This window comes from Candidatus Micropelagos thuwalensis (assembly GCF_000469155.1).
GTDB classification, from domain to species: Bacteria; Pseudomonadota; Alphaproteobacteria; order RS24; family RS24; genus Micropelagius; species Micropelagius thuwalensis.
The window spans coordinates 139,633-164,313 of the sequence record NZ_AWXE01000001.1 but is presented as its reverse complement, the minus strand read 5'-3'; the positions used below and the strand labels follow the sequence as shown (position 1 = coordinate 164,313).

The 24,681-nt window shown below is 46.4% G+C and carries 21 protein-coding genes; 14 read left to right on the top strand and 7 right to left on the bottom strand.

Features of this window, described 5'->3' with window-relative positions; genetic code table 11:
* Positions 1-28 precede the first annotated feature (28 nt).
* On the top strand, positions 29-1,438 hold the full coding sequence (glnA, locus tag RS24_RS00810) for a type I glutamate--ammonia ligase (protein WP_021776273.1): 1,410 nt from the start codon (positions 29-31) through the stop codon (positions 1,436-1,438).
* 71 nt (positions 1,439-1,509) lie between these two features.
* On the opposite strand, the gene RS24_RS00805 is transcribed toward glnA, so the two are convergent.
* A complete protein-coding gene (locus RS24_RS00805; RefSeq protein WP_021776272.1) occupies positions 1,510-2,118 on the bottom strand; it encodes a nuclear transport factor 2 family protein in 609 nt (202 codons plus the stop codon).
* Between the two features lie 22 nt (positions 2,119-2,140).
* Positions 2,141-3,448: an NADH:flavin oxidoreductase/NADH oxidase family protein gene (locus RS24_RS00800; protein WP_021776271.1), complete on the bottom strand. Its 1,308-nt coding sequence runs from the start codon at positions 3,446-3,448 to the stop codon at positions 2,141-2,143.
* Between the two features lie 187 nt (positions 3,449-3,635).
* On the opposite strand from RS24_RS00800, the gene parE reads away from it, so the two are divergent.
* Positions 3,636-5,744, top strand: coding sequence for a DNA topoisomerase IV subunit B (gene parE, locus RS24_RS00795; protein ID WP_021776270.1), 2,109 nt, complete (start codon positions 3,636-3,638; stop codon positions 5,742-5,744).
* 160 nt (positions 5,745-5,904) lie between these two features.
* Positions 5,905-7,287, top strand: a complete 1,383-nt coding sequence (locus tag RS24_RS00790) for a DEAD/DEAH box helicase (protein ID WP_021776269.1) — start codon at positions 5,905-5,907, stop codon at positions 7,285-7,287.
* 6 nt (positions 7,288-7,293) lie between these two features.
* On the opposite strand, the gene RS24_RS00785 is transcribed toward RS24_RS00790, so the two are convergent.
* On the bottom strand, positions 7,294-8,739 hold the full coding sequence (locus tag RS24_RS00785) for a coniferyl aldehyde dehydrogenase (protein WP_021776268.1): 1,446 nt from the start codon (positions 8,737-8,739) through the stop codon (positions 7,294-7,296).
* A 220-nt stretch (positions 8,740-8,959) separates the two neighbouring features.
* Between RS24_RS00785 and RS24_RS00780 the strand changes: the two genes are divergently transcribed.
* Entirely contained in the window at positions 8,960-9,760 is an 801-nt protein-coding gene (locus RS24_RS00780) for an enoyl-CoA hydratase/isomerase (protein ID WP_038300499.1), read from the top strand.
* Positions 9,761-9,844: 84 nt separating this feature from the next.
* On the opposite strand, the gene gatB is transcribed toward RS24_RS00780, so the two are convergent.
* Genes gatB through gatC form a run of 3 tightly spaced genes read right to left on the bottom strand, consistent with a single transcriptional unit; the run spans position 9,845 to position 13,123 of the window.
* Entirely contained in the window at positions 9,845-11,329 is a 1,485-nt protein-coding gene (gene gatB, locus RS24_RS00775; protein ID WP_021776266.1) for an Asp-tRNA(Asn)/Glu-tRNA(Gln) amidotransferase subunit GatB, read from the bottom strand.
* Between the two features lie 21 nt (positions 11,330-11,350).
* Positions 11,351-12,832 (bottom strand): Asp-tRNA(Asn)/Glu-tRNA(Gln) amidotransferase subunit GatA, encoded by a 1,482-nt coding sequence (gatA, locus tag RS24_RS00770; protein ID WP_021776265.1) that lies wholly within the window; start codon positions 12,830-12,832, stop codon positions 11,351-11,353.
* A gap of 3 nt (positions 12,833-12,835) precedes the next feature.
* Positions 12,836-13,123: an Asp-tRNA(Asn)/Glu-tRNA(Gln) amidotransferase subunit GatC gene (gatC, locus tag RS24_RS00765; protein WP_021776264.1), complete on the bottom strand. Its 288-nt coding sequence runs from the start codon at positions 13,121-13,123 to the stop codon at positions 12,836-12,838.
* 145 nt (positions 13,124-13,268) lie between these two features.
* Between gatC and ruvX the strand changes: the two genes are divergently transcribed.
* From ruvX to plsY, 4 genes are all read left to right on the top strand, one after another.
* Positions 13,269-13,733 carry a Holliday junction resolvase RuvX gene (ruvX, locus tag RS24_RS00760; RefSeq protein ID WP_021776263.1) on the top strand — a complete coding sequence of 155 codons (465 nt, stop codon included), beginning with the start codon at positions 13,269-13,271 and terminating at the stop codon, positions 13,731-13,733.
* 205 nt (positions 13,734-13,938) lie between these two features.
* The gene (locus RS24_RS00755; protein ID WP_021776262.1) at positions 13,939-14,922 is read left to right on the top strand and encodes an aspartate carbamoyltransferase catalytic subunit; all 984 of its coding nucleotides are present in this window, start codon (positions 13,939-13,941) and stop codon (positions 14,920-14,922) included.
* The gene (gene pyrC / locus RS24_RS00750) at positions 14,922-16,199 is read left to right on the top strand and encodes a dihydroorotase (protein WP_021776261.1); all 1,278 of its coding nucleotides are present in this window, start codon (positions 14,922-14,924) and stop codon (positions 16,197-16,199) included. Before RS24_RS00755 ends, pyrC begins: the two co-directional genes overlap by 1 nt.
* Positions 16,192-16,788: a glycerol-3-phosphate 1-O-acyltransferase PlsY gene (plsY, locus tag RS24_RS00745; protein ID WP_021776260.1), complete on the top strand. Its 597-nt coding sequence runs from the start codon at positions 16,192-16,194 to the stop codon at positions 16,786-16,788. The genes pyrC and plsY overlap by 8 nt, the downstream gene beginning before the upstream one ends.
* 137 nt (positions 16,789-16,925) lie before the next feature.
* On the opposite strand, the gene RS24_RS09605 is transcribed toward plsY, so the two are convergent.
* On the bottom strand, positions 16,926-17,291 hold the full coding sequence (locus tag RS24_RS09605; protein WP_021776259.1) for a thermonuclease family protein: 366 nt from the start codon (positions 17,289-17,291) through the stop codon (positions 16,926-16,928).
* 208 nt (positions 17,292-17,499) lie between these two features.
* Between RS24_RS09605 and topA the strand changes: the two genes are divergently transcribed.
* The 6 genes from topA (at position 17,500) to RS24_RS00710 (ending at position 24,618) form a co-directional block, all read left to right on the top strand.
* A complete protein-coding gene (topA, locus tag RS24_RS00735) occupies positions 17,500-20,031 on the top strand; it encodes a type I DNA topoisomerase (RefSeq protein ID WP_021776257.1) in 2,532 nt (843 codons plus the stop codon).
* A gap of 81 nt (positions 20,032-20,112) precedes the next feature.
* The gene (gene rnr, locus RS24_RS00730; RefSeq protein WP_021776256.1) at positions 20,113-22,470 is read left to right on the top strand and encodes a ribonuclease R; all 2,358 of its coding nucleotides are present in this window, start codon (positions 20,113-20,115) and stop codon (positions 22,468-22,470) included.
* Positions 22,471-22,482: 12 nt separating this feature from the next.
* Positions 22,483-23,259, top strand: a complete 777-nt coding sequence (locus RS24_RS00725) for an NUDIX hydrolase (protein ID WP_021776255.1) — start codon at positions 22,483-22,485, stop codon at positions 23,257-23,259.
* Positions 23,260-23,332: 73 nt separating this feature from the next.
* On the top strand, positions 23,333-23,500 hold the full coding sequence (gene rpmG, locus RS24_RS00720) for a 50S ribosomal protein L33 (protein WP_021776254.1): 168 nt from the start codon (positions 23,333-23,335) through the stop codon (positions 23,498-23,500).
* A gap of 152 nt (positions 23,501-23,652) precedes the next feature.
* On the top strand, positions 23,653-23,946 hold the full coding sequence (locus tag RS24_RS09600; protein WP_021776253.1) for a DUF3572 family protein: 294 nt from the start codon (positions 23,653-23,655) through the stop codon (positions 23,944-23,946).
* Positions 23,947-23,958: 12 nt separating this feature from the next.
* Positions 23,959-24,618, top strand: coding sequence for a hypothetical protein (locus tag RS24_RS00710; protein WP_021776252.1), 660 nt, complete (start codon positions 23,959-23,961; stop codon positions 24,616-24,618).
* Positions 24,619-24,681 lie beyond the last annotated feature (63 nt).

Below are 24,681 nucleotides of genomic sequence, written 5' to 3'. Positions count from 1 at the left end.
CTAACTTAAATTACCCGGAGATAAAATAATGTCTGATGCTTCCAAAATTCTTAGTAAAATTAAAGACAAAGAGATTCAATATGTGGATCTTCGTTTCACTGATCCACGCGGCAAAATGCAACACGTCACGCTCGACTCATCCCTTGTTGATGAGGACTTCTTCTCAGAAGGCGCCATGTTTGACGGCTCATCAATCTCAGGCTGGAAAGCCATTAACGAGTCCGATATGTGCTTGATGCCTGACACTGATTCAGTATCCATGGATCCATTTTATGCACAACCGACCATGACAATTTTCTGCAATATCACGGATCCAATCACGGGTGAGTTCTACAACCGTGACCCGCGCTCAACAGCTGTAAAGGCAGAAGCTTATCTCAAATCAACAGGTATCGGCGATACAATTAATTTCGGCCCCGAAGCTGAATTTTTTGTTTTCGATGATGTTCGCTTTTCATCAGACCCCTACAATACAGGCTTTGCCTTAGATAGTACTGAACTGCCAGTTAATTCAGGCACTGAATATGAAGCCGGTAACATGGGCCACCGCCCACGTACAAAGGGCGGCTACTTCCCAGTCAACCCAGTCGATAGCGGTCAAGACCTGCGTGGCGAGATGCTCAGTGTCATGAAAGATATGGGCCTCGATGTTGAAAAACACCACCACGAAGTTGCTGCCGCTCAGCATGAGCTTGGCCTGAAATTCAGTACCCTAACAAGCATCGCTGACAATCTTCAGCTTTACAAATATGCCGTTCACAATGTCGCTCACGCCTATGGCAAAACAGCGACCTTTATGCCAAAGCCTGTATATGGCGATAACGGTACAGGTATGCACTGTCACCAATCCATCTGGAAAGACGGCAAGCCACTCTTCGCAGGTGATAAATATGCGGACCTGTCACAAGAGTGCCTTTACTATATTGGCGGGATCATCAAACATGCTCGCGCCATTAATGCACTGACAAACCCATCAACAAACTCTTACAAGCGTCTTATTCCAGGCTTTGAAGCACCGGTGCTTCTGGCTTATTCTGCGCGTAACCGTTCAGCGTCTTGCCGGATTCCTTATGCGACATCCGCGCCGGGCAAGAGAATTGAAATTCGCTTCCCTGATCCAACAGCCAACCCATATTTGGCTTTCACAGCGATGATGATGGCCGGACTGGATGGTATAGAGAATAAAATCGACCCAGGCGATCCAATGGATAAAGACCTTTACGAACTGCCACCTGAAGAACTGGCTGAAGTGCCACAGGTTTGCGGCTCACTGCGAGAGGCTCTCGAAGCTCTTGATGCAGACCGCGACTTCCTCAAAAAAGGCGGTGTGATGGATGATGACCAGATTGACGGATATCTGGAGCTTAAGTGGGATGAAGTTTATCGCTTCGAGCACACACCTCACCCTGTAGAGTTCGATATGTATTACAGCGTCTAATAACGCTTCATAAAACAGAAAAGGGCCGGTTCATCCGGCCCTTTTTTATGTGTTGTTTGTAGTGCAACTTTTCAGTCACTGAGCTTATTGCGTGTCTCAGTTGTTACACGCACAAGATCCATTTTGGAGATCTGCCAGCCTTTGCCCGGCACAAAAACCACTTCATCCACATAAGACCCCATAAACATCCAGATCTGGTTATTTGGTAAATCATGCCATGCCTGAACATAACTTTCCAATCCGGCAGAACCACCCGTGACATTACAGTCTGCTGATATCTGCACCTCTAAATTGGTGACACGCTGGGTTCCGGTAAGATGCTGGGTGGGCCCCATTGGCCCGAGGGTCTCTACGACGATATCAGCCCAGGCATCAGGCCCGACGGCACTCATTTCAGGCGCACCCTCACCCGAGACAGAAAACTTAGCATCGGCCGTAAAGATTGTGCGGTAAAGCTCACGCCCTTCATTAAAAGTTTCACCTTCAGTGATGCCGAGCAAATCCGTCGCCTTTGCATAGCCGCGTTGGAGATACTCTATATCCTGACGCGCTGCAGACTCAATCAAACCTGCTGGACAGGCAATCTTGGCTCCGACATCACGCTGCATGAATATCGGCGCGCTGAAGGAGACCAGCACGAACAGAATTATGCCAGCCATTACCCCCTTAACATTTTTCATTAATCTCTCCCCAATTAAATTATCAATATCCGTAATTTTCTTTATAACGCGCAGCAGCTTGTTTCTCAAAAGCTTGAAACCCTGACACAGCTTTCAGAACCCCCATTTTCAAATCTGGTTCTTGCCCCTCGCCCATCCGAATAAGTTGAAGGCAGAACCAGCCCTGACGTCCCCAACCGTTAATGCCGCGAATAAGCGCAAATGGACTGGCATCTCCGAGAATTCCGGGGCCAAGCCTGACGGTTTTTTCAAATTCTGGCGTCGCTTCTACTGCACCTGATAACAGCTTATTCGCAATATCAGAATCACTACACATAGGACGGGCAAGACCAACCATATCACAAGCACCCGCCTCTAGGGCGGCATCCATGCCAGCGCGGGTTCGGAAGCCGCCGGTCACCATCAATGCCCCGTCAAAAACATCTCTGATATCTTTTGCATATTCTAGAAAATACGCTTCGCGGGCGATCGTGCTGGGCAATCGTTCTTCGCTTTTTGATGAGTCCATCGCACCACCCTCAAGACCTGACATGCGCGGTTGTTCATAAGTACCCCCGGAAATCTCGAGAAGATCGAGCTTTTCGTCATTAAGCCACTTGGCAACCTGAACGGCTTCCTCATGACTGAACCCGCCACGCTGAAAATCGGCAGAATTGAGTTTAACGGCAACGGGGAATTTTTTTCCCACGGCTTTGCGGGTTGCACGAGCAGCCTCTAGCAAAAAACGCGCACGGTTTTCAAGCGTCCCGCCCCAGCCATCCGTCCGGACATTTACGTCCGGAGATAAAAATTCTGAAATTAAATAGCCATGTGCCGCATGAATCTGAACACCTGTAAAGCCTGTCTCTTTCGCGGTTTTGGCAGCAAATGCAAAGCCGTCAATTGCAGCCCGAATCTCCTCTTCCGTCATGGCTTGCGGGTCACCAAACATCTTACCGGGCATGTTGACTGGCAAGTTTGATGGCCCCACAGGTGTTTCATTCACAGCTATTGGGGTTTGCCGACCGGCATGGGAAATTTGCATCCAAAGATGCGTATCATTTGCCGTGCCTTGTGTGCTCCAATCTGTAAGCGCTGCCAGTTGTTCGTTTGATTGTGACCCTTCAATGACGACATTTCCTGCGCGCTCCAGATATTTATGATTGATCTGAACATTACCGGTTAACAACATTCCTGCACCGCCATCCGCCCAGCGTCTATATAGCTTAGAGAGCTTCGAAGTTGCGCGGTTAGCTGAGTCAGACAAACCTTCTGTCATAGCACCTTTGGCAATTCTATTTTTAATAACGACGCCGCAAGGCAAGGTGAGCGTATCTGAGAGAGTTGTCATGGTAATCCTTTTACTGAATGAACAAGCACACTACTTTGAAGGAAATATAGTCGCAAGCGTTTCAGGCAGACTAAATTTTTCATAGACCAGATTTTTCACCACGAGAGAACAAACTTGTTTAAAATCCGGTTTATCGAATGATTCGACTTAACATTTCGATTGCCGCAATTTTGCTATAGGTTTGCTCATGCCAGCGCGAAAAAAATCAGACGATACGCCGGACTTATTTGGCTCAGAATCGAAATCAGAAGCAAAAAAACCACCAAAGTCAGAAGCTAAAAAATCTTCTAAGACCGCGGCGCAGTCCACATCCAAGAAACCCTCAAATCCAAAGCCGAAGACACCCGCTAAAAAATCAGGGCAGTATAGCGCTGCCGATATAGAAGTTCTCGAAGGCCTTGAACCCGTAAGGCGACGCCCCGGCATGTATATTGGGGGTACGGATAACCGTGCTTTGCATCACCTGTTTGCTGAAGTGATTGACAATTCCATGGACGAGGCGGTCGCTGGACATGCCAGCTTTATCGAAGTGAATTATCAAGCCGATGGCACACTCACAGTCGGTGATAATGGGCGTGGCATACCTATCGACCCACACCCAAAATTCAAAGACAAATCTGCACTGGAAGTGATCATGACAACCCTACATGCCGGAGGTAAATTTGGCAGTGGTGCCTATGATACTTCGGGCGGTTTACACGGTGTGGGGGTGTCTGTTGTCAACGCTCTATCTGACAAACTGATGGTTGAAGTAGCACGCGATAAGACATTGTATTCTCAGGATTTTTCTAGAGGGGTTGCTAAAGGAAAATTAAAAAAAATAGGCCCTGCTGGTAATCGTCGCGGCACCAAAGTGAGCTTCACGCCCGACAAAGATATTTTCGGCAATAACAGCACCTTTGACCCTTACCGCCTCTATAGCATGTCAAAGGCCAAGGCCTATTTATTTGGCGGCGTTGAGATTAGATGGCACTGCGCTCCAGAGCTAATTTCTGATCCAGAAAAATGCCCGTCGGAAGCTATCTTACGTTTCCCGGAAGGGTTAAGGGACTATCTGGATGAGCAAATCGGCAATCGCCCGACTGTCACCCCCAGCCCATTTGCAGGCAAAGTTCAAAAAGATGGCTCTCATGGAAGTGTCGAATGGGCAATAAGTTGGGTGGGTGGCAGTGACTCACACGTCTCATCTTATTGTAATACGGTCCCGACTCCCGAAGGCGGAACACATGAGCAAGGTCTTAGAGCTGCGCTCACAAAAGGCCTGAAAGCCTATGGTCAACTGGTCAGTAACAAGAAAGCCGACATCATTACCGCCGATGACGTTATGGGATCAGCCACTGCCTTAGTCTCTGTTTTTATCCGTGAACCTGAGTTTCAGGGACAAACCAAAGACAAGCTCGCCTCGCCCGAAGCCACACGCATCACCGAGCAGACTGTTCGCGATGCTTTTGACCTCTGGTTGGCTAGCGATAAGCTTTCTGCAACTAAACTACTTGAGTGGGTTATAGACCGCGCCGATGAGAGACAACGCCGTAAGCAAGAAAAAGAGGTCAGCCGAAAATCTGCCGTGCGTAAACTGCGCCTTCCCGGTAAGCTGGCTGATTGCAGTCAAAACGGTGCCGCAGGCTCAGAAATTTTTATTGTCGAGGGCGACAGTGCAGGTGGGTCAGCAAAACAGGGGCGAGATCGAAAAACCCAGGCGATTTTGCCGCTTAGAGGCAAAATCCTGAATGTTGCGAACGCGACAGCCGCCAAGAAACAGCAGAGCCAGTTGATTTCCGATCTGGTTCAAGCCCTCGGGTGCGGAACCGGAAGTGCATATGACGGCGATAAACTAAGATATGAGAAAGTTATCATCATGACCGATGCCGATGTTGATGGCGCACATATTGCGGCTTTGCTGATTACATTTTTCCACGAAGAAATGCCCAATCTCATTAGAGATGGACATCTCTATTTAGCCGTACCGCCGCTTTACCGACTCGCACAGGGCGGGAAAACCCTTTATGCCCGAGACGAAGAACACCGTGATGAACTTATGGCGTCAGAATTCAGAGCCAACGCCAAGGTTGAAGTCAGCCGTTTTAAGGGGTTGGGCGAAATGCTTCCGGCTCAGCTGAAAGAAACAACCATGAAGCCGGAAAATAGAACGCTCCTACAAATCCAGCTCCCTGAAGAGGAGTCGAAAAAGACCGCTGATTGCGTTAACCGCCTCATGGGTAATAAGCCTGAAATGCGCTTTAGATTTATTCAGGATAATGCTGCTTTTGCCGATGAGCAACTGCTGGATATTTAAGGGCATTTAACGTACCAGATCGCTTTACAAAGCCTTAAATTAAACTATCTTAAAAAATTACCTGCAGGTCAGGCCGTGGGGCCTGAATTTAGCCGTTCCATCGGGGATTGCGCGATTAAAAACAACTTTGAATAAAACAATTATAACGTCACGGAAAATTATGAAATTTGATGAACTGGGTCTCGCACCCGAAATTATGAATGCTATTAATGATGCTGGCTACACCACGCCAACACCCATTCAAGCAGAAGCCATTCCGCATGTGATTGCCGGTAGAGATGTGCTGGGAATTGCCCAAACCGGCACCGGCAAAACAGCAAGTTTTACCCTACCCATGATTCATCGCCTCATGAAAGGGCGTGCGAAAGCCCGAATGCCCCGCTCGCTTATTCTGGAACCGACTCGCGAACTCGCGGCACAAGTGGCGGATAATTTTGATATTTACGGCAAAAACACCAAACTTACCAAAGCTCTCCTTATTGGCGGCGTAAGCTTTGCGGATCAGGAAAAAGCAATTATGCGTGGTGCAGATGTGTTGATTGCCACACCCGGCAGATTACTTGACCATGTGGAACGTGGTGGCGTTTTATTGCGTGGGGTGGAAGTGCTGGTTATTGACGAAGCAGATCGCATGCTTGATATGGGGTTTATTCCCGATATTGAACGGATTGTGAAATTACTTCCCTTTACGCGCCAGACCTTATTTTTCTCGGCAACCATGCCACCAGAAATTACCCGCCTGACGCAACAATTTCTTTCAGCACCTGCCCGTGTCGAAGTTGCGCCCCCCTCCTCTACTAATGAGAATGTAAGCCAACTGCTCATTTCAGTATCCAAATCCCAAAAGCTGAAAACCCTAAAAAAATTATTTGATGAAGAAGACATCACCAATGGCATTATCTTTTGTAACCGTAAAAGAGATATTGGAGATTTGCTGAACGCGCTGCAAAAAAATGGGTACCCTGTGGTCTCATTACACGGGGATATGGACCAACATATGCGGCTTAAAATGCTTGATCGGTTCAAAGGTGGGGAAGCGACCTATCTGATTGCCTCAGATGTTGCCGCGCGCGGACTAGATATTCCGGCTGTTAGTCATGTTTTCAATTATGACGTGCCGACCCATGCTGAGGACTATGTCCACCGTATTGGACGCACAGGACGTGCTGGCAGAAAAGGTGCCGCCATAACGCTGTTCACTAAAGAGGATAGCAAATATATTGACGCAATTGAAAAGCTGATTAATCGCAAAATTGATGTCACCAAAACTAATATTACGCCGGAAGACGTCACATCAGACAAAGAAGAAAAAGCGGCCTCCAAACCGCGCCGTAAAAACGACGATAAAGGTGATAAAAAGGGAAGAGAAAAAGGAGAGAGAAAAGGCCTCGCTGCTTTCTCCAAAAATAAGAAAGAAAAGAAACAGGCAAGTAACGCACCACGCTCAACTAACAAGCCTGTTCAGAAAGAAACCAGAGCTAACAAGGCACCAGTGGGATTTGGTGAAAATATTCCAGCATTCCTGAAAAATGCACCGGAATAATTTTTTCTAATTCGCCATTGATTTCAATAGATTATAGAATTTTTCAGTATAAGGCGGGCGCATCATTTGAAGGGCTTTTTCAATAGGCGTCTGGCGATATATCGGCTTAGCATGTGAGAAGTTTTTAAAACCCTCAATGCCATTATAGGCTCCCATACCACTCGCCCCAACGCCACCGAAAGGTAAGCCTTCCTGTGTCGCATGCACGAGCAGGTCGTTAATTGTCACGCCGCCTGAAATAGTTCGAGAAGTCACTTCATTTTCTTCATTCTTATCAGCACCGAAATAATACAGCCCGAGTGGACGATCATAGGTATTCACATAATCAATCGCTTCATTGATTGTATGATAGGTTTTGATCGGCAGGATAGGCCCAAAAATCTCCTCTTGCATCAGCTTCATATTATCTGAAGGGTTAATCACAAGAGTTGGCGGGATTTTAAAATGTTCTTGCTGACTAAAGTTCTCATTCGCTGGATTTATCTCAATGATTTCAGCGCCCTTTTTCTTGGCATCTGCAAGATAGCCCTTCAATCTGTCATAGTGCCGCTCATTAATAATAGATGTGTAGTCCTGATTATCTTTTATTGTTGGGAACATCGTACGGACACTGTCAATTGCCAAATCTGAGAAGGTTTCTTTCTGGTTTTCAGGCAACATAACATAATCTGGGGCTAAGCAAATCTGCCCTGCATTCAATGTTTTGGCAAACATGATGCGGTCAGCGGTCTGCTTCATATTTGCAGATCTTGAGATAATCACAGGTGATTTACCGCCAAGTTCGAGTGTCAGCGGTATAATATTTTCAGCAGAGCCACGAATAACATGTGGCGCAATGGACGTAGATCCGGTGAAAAGTAAATGATCGAAGGGCATTGTCGAAAAAATTTCACCTGTTTTGGGGCCACCGGTTACGACTGCCAGTTCCGTAACATCGAAATATTGTTCGACAAGCTTCTTCATGAGATGTGTGCAATGAGGCGTATATTCAGAAGGCTTCATGACACATCGATTACCTGCCGCAAAAATACTTCCCAGAGGAGAAAAAGCGAGATTAAAAGGAAAATTCCAAGGAACGACATTACCGACAACGCCAATCGGTTGATATTTTATGGATGCTCTCCCCCCGAGCAAATTAAACGGAAAAGACGCGGCTCTGGAACTATTTTTCATCCATTTTGCACACTTGTTTCGGTTAGATTTTAGAGAGCTTATCGTGGCATAGATATCCGTCATCATGCTGCCTGCATTACTACGATTTCCGTAATCCGCATTTAGAGCCTTAATGATTGCGTCTTGATTGTCACCCAAAAGTGCTATCACGCGATTGATACGGTCAATACGAAGCCTCAAGGATGGAGACCCTTCAGCAAGCTGAGCGTTTTTTTGAGTGTCAATTATAAGTTGGATTTTTTTCCGACTAGTATCAGGTACTCTAGGGGCTTTAGCCATAAACTTATCTCCAAAACAGCGTATTACACCTAAATTCATTCCAAAATTAAGTCAATTACTGCTTATTTATTTTAACTGACATAAATTAGCTTATTAGATATTGAAGTCATAGGTCAAACTAATAGTCAAAATGACGCTGGGCTGATACAAAGAGGCCTATCACATTTATTCGAACTCTAATTCCGTAAATATAACAGCAGAGGAAGCCAAAATGATTGAAATGTCTCTCTCAGATGTCATTCTGAAAATTGATAACGAACTGGCAACCATCACTTTAAACAGACCAGACACTCTCAATGCGCTCTCTAAAGGGGTGCTAGAAGGCATCTATGAAGCTCTAAATCATATCGAGTTTGGCGAACATAACATCCGATGCCTTATAATTACTGGTGAAGGACGCGCGTTTAGCTCAGGTGCTAATCTGAGTGATACAATGGAGGGAGGCGCTAATGAAAATGGTTTCCCCGTGGATGTCGGCCATCAATTAGAGCTTAGTTACCATCCAATCATGCGCCGTTTAAGAAATTTACATTGCCCGATAATTAGCGCAGTGAATGGCCCGTGTGCGGGCGCGGCTGTCGGCATTGCCCTATCATGCGATCTCATTATGGCTGCGCGTTCATCTTATTTCCTCCTCGCCTTTCGTAATATCGGCCTTGTGCCCGATTGCGGTGTAACATGGATTGTTCCAAGGCTCATTGGCGGCGCGAGGGCACGGGAACTAGCACTTCTGGGGGAAAAACTTCCCGCAGAAAAAGCTCAGGAATGGGGACTCATTAATCGCGTATTTGACGACGAGACTTTCATGGAAGAGACAGAGAAAGTTGCAAGAAAACTTGCTGAGGGGCCTTCAGGTCAACGCTTTATTCGTCAAGTTATGTGGGACAGTCTGGATAATAATTTTGAAACTCAACTCGACTTAGAGCGCCAAACGCAATTCCAAGCCGGACAGACCAGTGATTTTTTTGAAGGTGTGAACGCATTTCTTGAAAAACGTCAGGCAAAATTTACAGGCAAATGAGCCGATTGATTATCAAGAAATAACACAGCTTGCCAGAAGGCCAAGAAAGCTCACGCCCATGAGAATCATAAGATGCGGCATGGTCTATTCTTCAATGCCGAGTTTTTGGAGAACCAATTTGTTAACCGATTGCGGATTAGCTTTACCGCCTGTTGACTGCATAACCTGACCGACAAACCAGCCAGCCATTTTTGGCTTTTCTTTGGCTTGTGCGACCTTATCTGGATTAGCCGCCAGCACCTCGTCAACTGCCGCTTCAATGGCGCCGGTATCGGTGACTTGCTTTAACCCCTTCTCCTCAACAATAACCGAAGGGGCTTTGCCTTGATCTGGCCCATCCTCAAACATCATTTCAAACACATCCTTTGCGATACGGCTGGAAATGGTATCGTCTGAAAGAAGATCCACAAGTGCGCCTAAATTTTCTGGGCTAACCGGACTATCGTTAATATTCAAACCAGCTTTGTTCAACCCAGCAAACAGACTGCCAATGACCATATTTGCAACAGCTTTAGCATCCCGTCCCGTTGCTGCCGCTTCAAAATAAGCTGCGCTTTCGGCCTCAGCGACGAGTATCCCCGCATCATAAGCAGACAAACCATAGTCAGTCATAAACCTGGCCTTTTTATCATCGGGTAACTCCGGGAGAGTCGCTGCAATCTCGTCGACAAAATCCTGAGAGAATGTCAAAGGCAATAAATCAGGGTCAGGGAAATATCTATAATCATGCGCTTCTTCTTTTGTGCGCATGGAGCGGGTTTCGCCATTTTTAGGATCAAAAAGACGTGTCTCCTGATCAATCGTACCACCATCTTCTATAATGGCGATTTGGCGACGCGCCTCATATTCAATTGCCTGCCCGATAAAGCGAATAGAATTCACATTTTTAATTTCACAACGCGTCCCAAGAGGGTCACCTTGTTTTCGCACGGAAACATTCACATCGGCACGTAAGCTACCCTGCTCCATATTGCCGTCACAAGTTCCAAGATAACGCAATATCGCGCGGAGTTTTTTTACATAAGCTTGCGCCTCAGCAGAAGAACGCATATCGGGACGCGAAACAATTTCCATAAGTGCCACGCCGGATCGATTTAAATCGACAAAGCTTAAATCAGGGTGTTGGTCATGTAGAGATTTACCCGCATCTTGCTCAAGATGAAGCCGTTCAATACCGACTGTCTTTGTTGACCCGTCTTCAAGATCAATAATGATTTCTCCCTCCCCCACAACAGGCTGGAGAAATTGCGAAATCTGATAGCCTTGCGGCAGATCAGGATAAAAATAATTCTTTCGGTCAAAGACAGAATAATTATTGATCTGGGCTCTTAACCCGAGGCCTGTTCGAACGGCCTGCTCAACACATTTCCAATTAATCACTGGCAACATGCCGGGCATCGCCGCATCCACTAAAGAGACCTGCGTATTCGGTTCAGCGCCGTACTCAGTCGCCGCGCCAGAAAACAACTTAGCCTGTGACAGCACTTGGGCATGCACCTCCAGACCGAGAACAACTTCCCAATCTCCAGTTACGCCACTGATTAAATTATCATTAGTTGCTTCACTCATGACCTTTACCTTATCGCCACCCTATTCCCACCAGACATCAGGACGGGCATCAAACCCGGCAGCCTGTTCAATTTTTTCGGCCATCCCCAACAGGGCCTCTTCTCCGAAAGGCTGACCAATGAGTTGTAGGCCCAGTGGCAGACCCTGCGCATCAAGACCAGCTGGAACAGAAATTCCCGGTAGACCCGCAAGATTAACCGTAACTGTGAATACATCATTCATATACATAGCCAGTGGATCATCGAGATTTTCACCAATCGCAAATGCCGAGGATGGCGTTGCCGGTGTTAGCAGGACATCACATTTCTCAAAAGCCAGCTTAAAATCATCAGATATAAGACGTCTAACTTTCAGAGCCTTGAGATAGTAGGCATCATAATACCCAGCAGAAAGCACATAAGTGCCAATCATAATACGGCGGCGGACTTCAGCTCCAAAACCTGCGCCTCGGGTTTTTTCATACATATCAATGAGGTTCTCGCCCTCAAGCCGCGTGCCATATCTTACGCCATCATAGCGTGCTAAGTTGGATGATGCTTCAGCAGGCGCAATAATGTAGTAAGCTGGAAGCGCATATTTTGTATGTGGCAAGCTGACGTCAACAATTTCCGCACCGGCATCTTTCAACCAATCAATGCCTTGTTGCCAAAGCGCCTCAATTTCACCTGACATCCCATCAATTCTGTACTCTTTCGGAATTCCGACTTTTTTGCCTTTTAAGTCAGCGCCAAGAGCTGCTTCGTAATCCGGCACAGGCGCATCAATTGATGTGGTGTCCTTTGCGTCATGCCCAGCCATTGCACCGAGCATGATGGCTGAGTCTCTTACTGTTCGGGTAATAGGACCAGCCTGATCCAGAGAGGATGCGAAAGCGACAATACCCCAACGGGAGCATCTGCCATAGGTTGGCTTCAACCCGACGGTCCCCGTAAAAGCAGCCGGTTGCCTAATGGATCCCCCTGTGTCTGTCGCGGTAGCCGCTACGCCAATATGCGCGGCAACCGAAGCTGATGACCCGCCCGATGACCCACCTGGAACGAGATTTGTTTCCTTGTCTTTATTACGCCAAGGATTGTTCACTGGCCCGAAGCAGGATGTCTCATTTGACGAACCCATGGCGAATTCATCATTGTTAAGCTTGCCAAGATGAACCGCACCCGCATCCCATAAATTTTGTGTAACCGTACTTTCATAAGGGGGGGTGAAATCGCCCAGAATTTTTGAGCAGGCTGTTGTGCGTACACCTTTCGTACAGAATAAATCCTTTACACCAATCGGCAGTCCTTCAAGCGCGCCACCGTCACCGGTTGAGAGCTTGGTGTCAGAGGTCTTTGCCATATCTAGCGCCTTTGCGGGCGTTTCAAGAATAACAGCGTTGAGCTTCCGACCGGCTTCCATCGCCGCAATATGCTCTTGTGTAAGTTCTACAGAAGTAAAGTCTTTCCGGCGAAGCCCATCGCGAGCTTCAGCAAGTGATAATTCTGTGAGTTTAGAAGCGCTCATTAATTACTCCACCACTTTTGGAACGGCAAAATAATCATCGTCACTGGCAGGCGCATTAGCTGTGACATCGTGAACGTAACCACCATCCGTGACCGCATCCTCGCGCCGCTTAATTTCGGTTTCTACAACAGCGGTCATTGGCAAAATATCATCAGTATTTACCTCGCTAAGTTGCTCGATAAATCCGATAATTGTATTAAGTTCCGTTCCGAGCGAAGCAATCTCTTCTTCGGGAACGGCAATTCTTGCCAACCGGGCGATCCGGTGAACGGTCTTATCATCAACAGACATAGACACCCCTAACCAAATATTCAAAAAGTGACCGGAACCTAACACCCGCATAAATACTAATCAATCTATACGGGAAAATATCGCCCTGTTTGCAGAAAATATCACCAGAAATATCAATAAAAGAGAAAAACTGCTATGGTGAACCATGCCTATTCTGGAAGACCCCAAAACCTTGCCGCAATTTATCGAGTCCGGTCAAAAACTTATGGGGCTTGACTTGGGCACCAAAACCATTGGCCTCGCTGTCAGCGACACTAGGTTTAAAATCGCCACCCCACTTGAGACCATCAAGCGCAACAAGTTTACAAAAGATACGCAAGCTCTGCGAGCCTTCGAAGCAACGCATAATATCGGCGCCCTAGTGATTGGCTTGCCTTTAAATATGGATGGCAGTGAAGGGCCAAGAGTTCAGGCAAGTAGAGCATTTGCCAGAAATCTTCTTCTACAAAAAGACCAGCCTATCGTGTTTTGGGACGAAAGGCTCTCCACTTCTGCCGTGACTCGCACACTTATTGACGCGGATATGAGCCGCGCAAAGCGGGCAAATGTCGTCGATAAAATGGCCGCCGCTTATATTTTGCAGGGCGTTTTAGATTTACTGAATAATTAATAATGGAATTAAAGAGCGCCTTTATTTCGATACCTTTCTTCGAAAGTTTCATTGCGGCACAGGTTCGCCTTGAGTTGATGTGAAAAATAACCTCAATCAATCAGACATTCCCAGAAAGATAAAACTGAAGGTCTATTATTTCTTTTAAAATATACCTTTAAGCCCTTGCCAAGACTCCTACGGACCAGTATATAATCACGTTTTAATGACTGGTACGTCCGAACCATCAGCCTTTGAGGGCTTCCCCGGCCGACATCTTCTCGGCATAGAAGGGCTTTCTCCTTTAGAAATTGATTATCTGCTTAATCTTGCTGACGACTATGTCGAGTTGAACAGGCGTGCTGATAAAAAGAATGATATTCTTCGAGGGCGCACTCAAATCAATTTATTTTTTGAAAGTTCCACCCGCACCCAGAGCTCATTTGAACTTGCCGGCAAGCGACTTGGTGCGGATGTCATGAATATGAACCTTTCCGCTTCCTCTATTAATAAAGGTGAAACACTTGTCGATACGGCTGTGACACTGAACGCCATGAATCCTGATTTGCTGGTTGTCCGGCACGGATCTTCTGGAGCTGTGAACCTACTATCGCAAAAAGTTTCCTGCGCTGTCCTCAATGCAGGGGATGGATCGCATGAACACCCAACGCAAGCCCTACTGGACGCCCTAACTATTCGGCGTGCAAAAGGTAAACTTCAGGGCCTCCGCATCGCTATATGTGGCGACATTATCCATTCCCGTGTTGCCCGATCAAATATTCTCTTGCTGCAAGCTATGGGCGCGACTGTAAATCTGGTCGGGCCTCGTACCATGCTCCCAAAGAGTTTTGAAAATCTTGGCGTCCACTGCTTCCATGACATGAAATCAGGCCTTCATGAATGCGATATTGTTATGATGCTCCGCATCCAAAATGAACGTATGGATGGGGCTTATATCCCTTCTGTGCGTGAATATTTCCATCTCTACGGGCTGGATTATGAGAAGCTTAAATTCGCCAAAGAAGACGCGCTCGTTATGCACCCCGGCCCGATGAACAGAGGTGTTGAGATTGACAGCATCCTTGCCGATGACCCCGAGAGAAGCTTAATTGCCGAGCAGGTTGAAATGGGGGTCGCAGTTCGCATGGCCGTATTGGAAGCATTGGCTAAAAATCTGCCGAATGGATCAGGAAATAGGGGAGACGCTTAATGCGTGCGATATCAAATACCCGTCTTTTTGACCCGGCCTCCAACCTCGACGAGATAGGAAACATCTTGTTTAATGAGGAAGGTATTATTGCCTGCGGAAAAGATATCCCCCTTCCCCAAGACGTCACGACAATAGATGGTACTGGGCTGGTTACAACACCGGGGCTTGTAGACATGCAGGTCTTTATTGGCGAACCGGGCGGGGAATATCGTGAAACACTTGCCACCGCATCACAAGCTGCAGCAGCAGGCGGCGTCACCACCATGATTATGATGCCGGATACGCAACCCGTCATTGATGACGCCGCGCTCGTTGATTACATCTCGCGTCGCGCACGTGGCACAGCACTGGTAAATGTGTACCCCATGGCAGGCATCACCAAAGGGTTAGACGGTGAAATGATGAATGAGTTTGGCTTGTTACATGAAGCTGGTGCGGTTGCCTTTACGGATGGAAGCCGTAGCGTCATGAATGCCCGCATCATGCAAAAGGCAATGAGCTATGCGGCTAATTTTAATGCGCTAATTATGCATCACGCCATTGACACTAATCTTGTTGGCGAAGGGGTAATGAATGAAAGCGAGCTTGCAATCCGCTTGGGTCTGTCAGGCATCCCCGTTATTGCCGAAACAATTATGATTGAAAGAGATATCCGCTTGGTAGAAGCCACCGGAGCAAGATATCACATCGCGCAAATTTCATCGCGAAAGAGTATCGATATTGTCCGCCAAGCTAAAGATAAAGGTCTTCCGGTGACATGCGGAGTCTCATCAAATCATCTGATGCTCAATCAAAATGATGTCGAAAATTATCGAACTTTCGCGAAATTAATGCCACCGCTTCGGACGGAAGAAGATCGCCAAGCGTTGATTGAAGCGATTGCGGACGGAACAATTGATGTGATTGTCTCTGGCCATAACCCACAAGGTGAAGACGCAAAAAGAAGACCTTTTGGGGAAGCGGAATTTGGCTCGATAGGGGTCGAAACGCTGCTCGCTGCTGGATTAACACTGCATCACGAGGTTAAAGTCCCGCTCACCCGCCTTATTGAAGCCATGAGCACGACACCGTCGCGACTACTCGGGCTTTCTGCGGGTACACTGTCAATCGGTCACCCTGCAGATTTGATTCTTATTGATATTGACGCACCTTGGATTGTTGACGCGGACAACCTCCATTCACGATCTAGAAATGCGGCAATTGAAGGTCGGAAAGTTCAGGGAAAAGTCACAGAAACGATTGTTTCCGGCAAAACTGTTTTTAGTAATAATGACTGAGATAGAAATCATCTTTGCATTTATTCTTTTGGGATATCTTATCGGCTCTTTCCCCTCTGGTTTGGTTTACACGCGCCTTTCCGGTATGGAAGATATCCGCACTATCGGTTCGGGTAATATCGGCGCGACCAATGTTTTAAGAACCGGCAACAAAAAAATCGCGCTGGCAACGTTATTTACTGACATGCTTAAAGGTATTGCCACTATTCTTATAGCAAAACATTTTTTGTCAGATAACGAGGCAGCCTTTATCGGCATGGCGGCATTTTTGGGGCATATCTATCCAATCTGGCTAAAATTTAAAGGCGGAAAAGGTGTCGCGACTTATATCGGGGTTCTTGCTGGTCTATCAATCTGGGCGGTAACGAGTTTCGCAATTATATGGCTGGCAATGGCATGGTTGTTTAGATACTCATCACTTGCGGCTTTAACAGCAAGTCTGGCTGTTCCTGTGATTTTTTATCTCCAACCGGAATCGCAAAATATTGCCGCAATAAGTCTAGTGATGACATTTATTGTTTTTTTCAAGCATCTTGAAAACATTCAACGCTTGTGGAAGGGTGAAGAAACCAAAATTGGTAACACCTAAAAATAAAAAGAAATAATCCTGTGTTTCCCTCATCCTATAGTTCGATGCTTAAGAGCTCTAACGCGCCATCTTGCTCAGACGCTGGAGTTGCTCATCAGGTCATTTCGCGGGGTCAGCATGCTCGAAGAAACCGATGGCTAATCACACCAACCGCTTCTTTTGCCCCCACTATATGCGCGAGCGAGTTTTTTGGAAATAAGCGTGTCGCGTAAATCTGGAGCAGATACCAGTAATCGACCATATTTACCTCGTTTGCCGTCTGTATATAAAAGCCCTTGCTTTTCCAAAAACTCTTGAGTCAATTTACGCGCTTTTTCCGCAAGCTTTCTTTCTGACACACATTTTGCACTACCCAATTCCGGAGTATCAAAATCAACAAATCGAACTTTTTGTGTTGCGAGAAAAGGCGGTGCTTCTTGAAAGCTTAGAGTGCACGTATCGCCATCATAGCACCCAAGCAAAACCGCCGTGTACAGAACACCAGAAAAAACAACACTCACCATCTACCACACCCTCAAATAACTGAAAAACCAACCACGCAACTATCTAGTTTGAATAAGAAATAAATTCATATCTACCAACCAGAAGATGCAAAATTATAAATTTTTTTATGGCGTTTAGCATTCCAAATTTGACATCTTGGTCAGTTTCACCCATTTATGCGTCTCATAACTAATTTGCCCTATTGTGTTAGAGGATTTGGAGAAACTGATGGACCTTGTCATTGTCGAGTCACCGGCCAAAGCAAAAACCATCAATAAGTATTTGGGGAACGACTATAAAGTCCTTGCCTCCTTTGGTCATGTGCGCGATTTGCCTGAAAAAAACGGTTCGGTTGATCCGGATGAAGAATTTTCCATGATCTGGGAAGTTCAGTCAGCTTCAGGGCAGCGTCTGAACGAAATCGCAGATTATCTTAAAAAATCCGATCGCCTTATTCTTGCAACCGACCCAGACAGAGAAGGTGAAGCAATTAGTTGGCATGTTTTAGAGGTCATGCGAGAAAAGGGGGTTCTTGACGGCAAACAAATCCAGCGCGTTGTATTCAACGCCATCACGCGCAATGCTGTTACAGAAGCGATGAACCACCCGCGTGAACTGGATGAAAAGCTTGTCCACGCCTATCTGGCTAGGCGCGCCCTTGATTATCTGGTTGGGTTTAACCTATCGCCTGTTCTTTGGCGCAAGCTACCCGGCGCGCGTTCCGCAGGCCGTGTGCAATCCGTTGCGTTGAAGCTAATTTGTGAGCGCGAACTGGAAATTGAAAAATTTATCCCGCGTGAATACTGGTCCGTATCCGCTGATTTCACCACACAAAACGGGGACAAACTGCCAACACGTCTAACGCTTTTAAAGGGCGGCAAGGTTGAGAAATTCACCCTTACCAATGAAGCTGAGGCTATGGCAGCCAAGGATGCTATTGAAACCGGGCGCTTTAAAGTCAACCGCATTGAAAGTAAGCCAGGGCAGAGAAACCCCTCTGCACCTTTCACAACTTCAACCTTGCAACAGGAAGCGGCGAGAAAACTCGGCTTTAACGCCAAACGCACTATGCAAATTGCCCAACTTCTTTATCAGGGCATTGAAATTGACGGCGAAGCCACTGGCCTCATTACTTATATGAGAACAGATGGCACGCAAATCGCACCTGAAGCGGTTACTGAAACAAGGGATGTCATTAAGGCCGACTTTGGGCCAGATTATCTACCTGAAAAGGCTAGAGAGTATCAAACTAAAGCCGCCAACGCACAGGAAGCGCACGAGGCTATTCGCCCGACATCGCTGACTAGACGCCCAGAATATATTGCTTCTACATTAGATGTTGATCAGGCTAAGCTTTATGAGCTCATCTGGAAACGCACCATGGCAAGCCAGATGGAAAACGCACGTGTGCAACGTACAACCATCGACATTACTGATGAGTCCGAAGCTACTGGTTTGCGCGCCAGTGGGACGGTAATTACCTTCCCGGGCTTTTTGAAACTCTATGAAGAAGGCAAGGATGACGAAAAGTCCGATAAAGAGGAAGAACAGACATTACCTCAGGTGATAGAGGGCATACCTCTTGATTTACAAAAAGTATCGCCCGATCAACACTTTACTGAGCCTCCACCCCGCTTTAGCGAAGCTACATTGGTGAAAAAAATGGAAGAGTTGGGCATTGGCCGTCCGTCCACCTATGCAAGTGTTTTGAGTGTATTGCGTGACAGAGATTATGTTTTTATGGATCGCAACCGTTTCCATCCTCAGGATAAAGGACGCCTCGTTACCTCCTTTCTGGAAAGTTTTTTCAACCAATATGTTGAATATGATTTTACGGCAGCCCTGGAAGGGGATCTCGATAAAGTCTCAAATGGTGACCTCGACTATAAGGATGTCCTGAGAAAGTTCTGGGAGAATTTCTCATACAGCGTGGACTCAACCATGGAGATTAGAAACACTCAAATTCTCGACAAAATGAACGAGGTACTCGGCCCGCATATTTTCAAGGATACCGGAGACGGAGACCCACGTATTTGCCCGAAATGTAACGAGGGTGAGTTAAGCCTGAAAACAGGTAAGTTCGGTGCTTTTGTGGGGTGTACACGTTACCCAGAATGTCGCTTCACGCGTCCTTTTGCACAGGCTGAAGGCCGAGAAGGTGATATTGAGCGCGAGCTCGGCAACGATCCTGAAACTGGATTAATTGTTTATCTCAAGGACGGACGCTTCGGGCCTTATATTCAACTTGGTGATGCGGGCGAGGATAATGAAAAACCTAAACGCTCCGGTTTGCCAAAAGATATGAGACCCGCCGATATGACGTTAGACTATGCGTTGCGTCTGCTCTCCCTGCCCCGCCTTGTCGGCAAACACCCTGAAACCGGCGAAGATATAACCGCTGATCTGGGACGTTACGGGCCTTATTTAAAACATGGCAAACAATCAGCCAGCCTTGAGACAATTGATGAGATTTTCGAGATTGGTGTAAACCGTGCAGTAACGGTTATTGCTGAAAAGAAATCTAAAGCCCCTGCACGCGGGAGTTCTGTGATTAAAGAACTGGGTGAACATCCTGATGACGGCAAACCCGTCAACATAATGAATGGGCGTTATGGACCCTATGTGAAGCATAACAAAATCAACGCGACAATCCCTAAAGACGAAGACCCCGACTCTGTTACGCTGGAACGTGCTTTGGAACTTATCGCCGCACGCGCTGCAAAGGCGGGGGCTGGTAAGAAAAAAGCAAAGAAATCGTAATCGCAGCTTTTTAATCTTTTTGCCAATTCCCGCTCTTAGTTTGGCACAAACAAGAAGCGGGAATGCGTTAAGGAAAACAAAGTGTGTAGCCATTCAGTCAGACCCGAACGTCAAGATATCCTGGACTTTATCGCTCAAAACCCTGGCAAAACCGACAAGCGAGATATTGCCAAAGCTTTTAAAGTTAAAGGTTCTGACCGGATTTATCTAAAGCAACTGCTCAGAGATATGACAGCCGAGGGGCTTATCGAGGGCAATCGTAGGGACGGCGTTAGAAAAGCCGGTATACTTCCTGCTGTTGGCGTGGTCGAGATTACCGCACGCGATGAAGAAGGCGCGCTACATGGCAAGATTATCCTGCGCGGTGAACAACAAGATTTTCCGGATATAATTATTTACTCCAAACGCAAGCAGCCCGTAATAGGTGACCAGATACTCGCTCGCCTTAATGAGATCTCAGCAGGTGTATATCGAGCAGATACGATAAAAGTTATCACCCGTGCGGGAAGTGAAAAAGTTATAGGTATTCTCAAAGGCAATCTCGAAGCCGACAAGAAAGGTAGAATTTCTGCTTATATTGAACCGATTGAAAAACGCTCACGGCATATTTTTAATATCAGCGGTGCTCTGCCGGATAATTGTCAAGATGGCGATATTGTTGTCGCAGAAAAAATATCAACCACCCGTTCTGCCCAAAGACATCATCCTCAACAGGTAAAAGTGACGGAACGCGTTGGCGCTGCCGATGCGCCGGATGCGTTCAGTCTGATTGCTATTGCCGAACAAAGTATACCTATTGAGTTCCCTGATACTGTAATCCAGCAATCAGAGACACTGACACAGTTCAGCATAGAAGGTCGTCAGGATTTAAGAGGACTCCCGCTGATTACAATAGACCCCGCCGATGCCCGTGACCATGACGACGCCGTTTATGCTTGCCCCGACGATAATCCTGACAATGAAGGTGGATATCTCGTTTGGGTCGCCATTGCCGATGTGGCAACTTACGTTCCCCCAGAAACGTCCCTAGATAAAGAAGCCCGCAAGAGAGGTAATTCCGTTTACTTACCTGATCGCGTGGTGCCGATGTTGCCGGAGAAAATTTCAAATAATCTCTGCTCTCTGCGTCCGGATGAAGAGCGCCCATGTCTCGTCGTCAAAATGACGATTGATAAGAACGGAAACCGGATAGATCACAAATTCTCCCGTGCAATAATGAAGTCGGCAGCACGGTTAAGTTATCAGCAGGCGCAGACAGGCTTTGATGGCAAACCTGATGCGGCCGCCGCGCCGGTTTATGAAACCGTCCTGCAACCCCTTTGGGCGGCCTATCAATTAATGGCAAAGGCACGAAATAAACGTGCACCGCTTGATCTTGATATTCCAGAGCGCAAAATCATTATGAATAACGGGAAAATTGAAGATATCTTCATACCGCAACGCCTTGAGGCCATGCGTTTAATTGAAGAGATGATGGTTAGCGCCAATGTCTGTGCGGCAGAAACACTCGAAAAACATAAAACACCTCTGATTTACAGGGTACATAATATTCCAAGTGAAGAAAAAGTTTATGCACTTGCCGGTTTTGTAAAACCGCTTGGCGTGGTGATTGACCTAGGTCAGCCCATGATACCTCGACTGTTTAACCGTTTGCTAGATGGTGCACGGGAGACAGATTATGAATTTATGGTTCAAGAAGCGGTTTTACGCACTCAGTCCCAAGCTGTTTATGACCCCGAAAATATTGGTCATTTTGGTTTGAATTTATCACGCTATGCTCATTTTACCTCTCCGATTAGACGCTATGCAGATTTAATTGTACATCGTGCTTTAATCCGCGCTCTGAAATTCGGCAATGACGGCTTACCTGACAATCAAATCGAAAGTCTTGATGAAACGGCTGTTCATATTTCAGCAACAGAAAGGCGGGCAATGCTCGCCGAACGAAGCGCAAAAGAACGCTATCTGTCGGCTTTTATGTCAGTTCGCATAGGAGATGAATTTGCGGGACATATTACAGGCGTAACAAAATCAGGGCTGTTCATTCGCCTCGACGAAACCGGCGCAGAAGGTTTTTCTCCTATGTCTTACCTCGGACGTGAGCGTTTTTTTGCCAATGATGACGGTATGTCACTCACCGGTGGCACAACCGGCAAAAGCTACCGCATCGGGCAGGCTCTTACCGTTAGATTACTCGAAACAAATCCTATTGCCGGTGGCATGTTAATGGAACCCGTATCAGATGATGAATCCAATAATGGGGTGACACCTCGCCGAGCAAGCTTAAGAAGGCCTACTCATGGTAAAAGAGAAGGTGCTGGTAAAAAACAAATGCGCCCGACCACCAAAAAATCAAAATCTTACAAGGGCAGGAAAAAAAGCACTTCAAGGGCTGGTCGTCGCAAAGCAAAAAAGCTAGAAAAACCCAAGGGTGATTAAGAGGTGGCATTTATGCAAAAAATAAAAGAACTTTCAGAACTCGACACCAAAATCGAGAATAGCGAGGATGAACGTGCCGACCTTACCCTACCCTATATACGTCCAGTTGATGCCGCGACATTGATTATTGTCAACCGACAATCGAAAACCCCGAAAGTTTTGATGGGTAAACGATCTGCCCAACATAAATTCATGCCAAATAAATTTGTATTTCCTGGGGGACGTGTTGATCCTTGTGATAGCCGTCTAGTTGTACCATCAAAAATGCGGACACCAGTAATTCGGCACCTGCAAGCCAAAACCAAAAAAAGCATGACACCAGCCCGCCTAAAAGGGTTGGCGCTTGCAGCCATCAGAGAAACCTATGAAGAAACAGGATTGGTATTAGGGCGGCCCACAACATCTGATGTAACCTCGCGCCATCCTGTTTGGCGAACATTTTTGGAACTGGGTGTTGAACCAGCCTTGAGTAATCTTGATTATGTCGCACGCGCTATAACGCCGACAAAGCGCAATAGACGCTTCGATACACGTTTTTTCATGGCTGATGCGTCAGAGCTTCATAACAAACCTAGTGATATAAAAAATGGCAGTGGGGAGTTGCTTGACTTGCACTGGATTGGCCTCAAGGAAGCTCTAAAACTCGACCTTCCAATTATCACGTATGAAATTGTCAAATGTATTGAGGAACGACTGCAATATCCTGATACCCGCCGCTATACCCGTCCAGTACCCTTTTACCGATTTGAGCATGGCAAATTTATCATTTCAAATCTGCGGGCAAGCTGAATAGTCTTGACTTTCCGGTGTAAATCTTTAGTTTCCCAAAATCTAATTTAGGCAATCATCTTGGGGAAAGCTTATGGCGAAACCAACAACAGTTAAGATTAAGCTCGAAAGTACGGCAGGCACAGGGTATTACTATGTTACCAAGAAAAATGCACGTACCATGACGGAAAAAATGGTTGTTCGGAAATATGACCCCGTTGCCCGTAAGCATGTTGAATTTAAAGAAGGTAAAATCAAATAAATTTGATTAAATCTCTTTGACCCAATAAGCATTAAGCCGGTTCCGTCCGGCTTTTTTATTGTTCTTTTCTCCTCATATATTTTGTTACATCGTGAATTTGCGCTATCTGGAGTAATGTATCATTTTGAATTCCCGACTCGATAAGACAAAATATGGCACAACAGGAAACAGCTGAAATTCTTGCCCTTAATATGCTGACATGGATGGCAGGCAATGAAGACGCGATGAACAGTTTTTCATTACAAAGCGGCATGGCAATTCAGGATATACTGGATCAAATAGGCAATCCGGCAGTTCTGGCAGAGCTTCTAGCAGGCGTGATGGACTTCATGCTCGGTCATGAAGAATTACTTACACAATTTTGTGACGATAATGATATGAACCCAGAAGAACCAGTTCATTTCAGACGCCATCTTCCTGGCGGTGACGCTCCCGATTGGGGGTAATTACGGAGTTAAATGAGTTATATGCTATCCGAAGAAATCTCTAACCAAATTGAAACATTGGAGCTTGATCCTGATCGCCCGCTTGTCATTTCAGATGCAGACGAGGTTCTACTTCAATTTATGCGCCAATTTGAAATTTATCTTGATCGCAATGATATGTGGATTGATTTGAGCAGTTTCAGATTGCAGGGAAACATTAAATATAAGGGTAGCGACGAAGCCGTCGATATGACGAACAGAAATATCATTGATGATTTTTTTGCTGCCGAAACATTAAACTTCTCCCCCGTGGAAGGCGCAGCGGAAGCTTTGAACGCTCTCAGTAAGGAAGCACAAGTTATCATTCTGACTAATCTGCCATTAGCACAAAAAAGCGAACGCCAGATAAATCTGTCAAAGCACGGCATGGATTATCCTGTTATTGTTGGCTCTGGTCTTAAAGGCCCGGCGGTTAAAAGCCTCGGCGAGAAAATCAATGCGCCTTTATTCTTCTTGGATGACATTCCTCATAATATCAATTCGGTTGCCGAATATGTTCCAACGTCTGGGCGTATTCATATGATTGCTGACCCGCGTTTATCAAAACTCATTGGGGCAGCGGAAGGCGCCTCTGCCAGAATTGACCAATGGCAGGAAGCTCAGGCTTGGATACTGGATAAACTCACAGGCTAAGTTAAGCAGATATATTTTGATGAGCTATATCTAGTGCTTGAATTTCAGCACAGCTCTCGCAAG